This is a genomic window from Thermogemmatispora sp., assembly GCF_019683635.1.
Classification (GTDB): Bacteria; Chloroflexota; Ktedonobacteria; order Ktedonobacterales; family Ktedonobacteraceae; genus Thermogemmatispora.
The window spans coordinates 1-2,705 of sequence record NZ_JADGIA010000341.1 but is presented as its reverse complement, the minus strand read 5'-3'; the positions used below and the strand labels follow the sequence as shown (position 1 = coordinate 2,705).

General features: G+C 58.5%; 1 protein-coding gene. It reads right to left on the bottom strand.

Going from position 1 to position 2,705, the window contains the following annotated elements; genetic code table 11:
• Nucleotides 1–2,177, bottom strand: a 2,177-nt coding sequence (locus IRZ31_RS21070) for a glycosyl hydrolase family 18 protein (RefSeq protein ID WP_297157664.1), incomplete at its 3' end; no start/stop codon positions are given.
• Nucleotides 2,178–2,705 lie beyond the last annotated feature (528 nt).

Sequence of the window (2,705 nt, the reverse complement as noted above, 5' to 3'; positions counted from 1 at the left end):
GTTGTGAAGGAAACCGAAAGCAGCGTGTAGCTACTGCTGCTGGTCCAGTTGCTCGCTCCACCGCTGATGCCCAGGTAGGCATAAGGACCATCCACGTAGGCGCTCAGCGTATACGTATGATTCGGTTGGACGCTGATTGTCTGAGTGCACTGGCCTGTTGTAGAACTTGTCGGAGTGATCTGCAGTGCGTAAGAACCGCTGTGAACAGGCGAGGTAACGACCTGATCGCCTGAGTCGCAGCTCCAGGGTGCCAGTGAGCCACTCTCAAAGCCGGGGTTCGCGACCAGGTTGCCTCCAGATGGAGGAGAGGTCGGTGTTGGGCTAGGGGTAGGAGTAGCCGTCGGCGCTGGTGTGGGCGTGGGCGTAGGCGTGGGCGTACTGGTCGGTATGGGAGTTGGGGTCGCTGTCGGGGTTGGTGTGGGTGTTGGCGTCGGGCCGGGGTTCGAGGTGCCTCCCAGACCATTGACGATGGCATTCAGCAGCGTATCGGCGGTGTCCTCGTCTTCCAGGGAGAACATCATAGCACCGGCCAGGCCCTTGTTCTTGATGTAGGTCGTTTTCGCAGCGATCGACTGCGGCGTGTCGCCGGTGTAGAAGTTTGTGCCGTCGTAGATCCAGGAAGCCTGTGTGGTCGAATCGAAGAAGTTGTCACTCGCGTTGCTCGTCAGGCCAGCGGCAGCCAGCTCCTTATAGAAAGCGACACCGGCGGTCTGGCTGTAGGAGAAGGACGGTGAAGGGCCGGTAGCGGACTGGTAGAGGCCATGCGTATTGCCAGCGGGTACGCCCGTCCATCCACGGTAGTAGAAGGGGAAGCCCATCACCAGCTTGCTGGCGGGGAAGCCGCCAGGAATACTGTAGGCTGAGAGTCCGCTTGTCCAGGCCTGGATGGACGTATCAATATTATATTTGGCCTGACCGGGGGGGATAGGAGCCGAGGGATCTTGTGGCGACCCATAGAGTGGGTCCTGGAAATTCGTTGGGCCGCTGCTCTCCCAGGCTCCGTGCATGTCATAAGTCATGACATCGGCGTAATCCAGATAATTCCCGATCTGATCGGTCTGGATCTGCATAATCTTATCCTGCCCCGAAGGAACAGCCGCTGTTAGCGTGAAATGCTTGCCAATGCTTGCCCCATAGGCGTCCAGCTCGTTGCGAAACTCCTGGAGCAGGAGCGTGAAGTTAGCTTTATCCTGGGGGCCATAGTGGTTGCCAACATGCCCGAGGACACCGGGGTACTCCCAGTCAATGTCGAAGCCATCAAAGATTCCGGCAGCGGCAGCGGGGCCGCCCGATGGATCGCCGCTGATGCCGGTGGGCAGGTTCCCCTTAAGGAACATATCGATGCAGGAGCTCACGAACTTCTGGCGTGAGGAGGCTGTTGCCGCCACATCGGAGAAGTACTTTGAATAGGTCCAGCCGCCGATGGAGAGCAGAATCTTCAGATTGGGATATTTGACCTTCAGCTCGCGGAGCTGGTTGAAATTGCCCTTGATCGGCTGACTGTAAGAGTCCGAGCTGCCGTCGACGGAGTTAGTGCTGCTATAGCTCTTCTGATAGTCAGCAAAAGCATCGCCTGCCCCATCTCCGGCATTGGGGTCGTTCTCATTGCTGGAGTCTGCCGCCTTGATCGCCTCAAAGCAGGTCAGATTCGTGGGGTCGATGTTCTCGAAAGCGTAGATAATCATGGTCAGGCGTGAGGCTGCTCCCGAGGTATCGACGGTAGAGGGATAGTAAGCGTTGCCGTAGATGCTCCACTGGTCGAAGTAGGCGATTTTCTGGTAGGTGGGAGTGCTAGCTGCCTGAGTGGAGGCGGTAATTGGGGCGCTGGGGGCCGAGGTATTGCCGTCCTTGTCGTAGGCTTGAACGGTGAAGGTGTAGCTCGTCGAGGGCAGCAGCGAGCTGATGGTCACAGCCGTACCCATCGAGGTGGCGACGATATTGCTGCCGTTATAGACGTAGTAGGCTGGCACGTCGCCGGTACCAGAATTATCAGTGGAGGGTGACCAGGCCAGGGTGATCGCTTGCGGACCGCTGGCAACTACATGGACATTGGTTGGTGTGGTAATCACCGTGGCCCCACGCACCGGGAGCGGATGAGAGTAGAGCAGAGCGGCCAGGCCCGAGCAGAGCAGAGCCACCGCTATTCCAAGCTGCAAGAGTCTTTCCTGTCGTCTCATGGTTTCTCCTTGCTAACATTCCTTGCTAGCAGTTTCGGCTGGGGGGATCCTGGCAAAGACACGCGGCAGCCGACCAACCGCGTGCTGAGCGTCGAGCATGCTGATCTGGATAGGGCTATGTGGGCTGCCTGAAAGCGAGCAGAGCAGCCCTTTCGCCACTCTCTCCTCCTTTCTTCTCTTCTCGAACTCAGGCAGGTCAGGGCCGGCCTCTCTCCACAAGTGACCCGAGGACATCTATCGCAGTGCGCAGGCCCTGTCTCAGCGGAAGCCCTCAGTGCTTGTCTTCCACCTGTGGTGCGTTCGCGTCGTTTGTGGACAGCGAGGCCAGGCTGCTACCTGCCACAGAGAGATCCCGGCAGGCCCCGGAGGCCGGTTGATCTCCTCTTCTCATATGGAGTGTACCCATTTATGGTGTATATGTCAAGATGTATAGACCAGATGGAGGGGGAGGGGGAGAAGGTGGTGGAGGAATGCTTTAGCGTGCTGGGGGCGCTGCCTCTTGAGGGAGAGTGGCGGGAGGACAGGGAG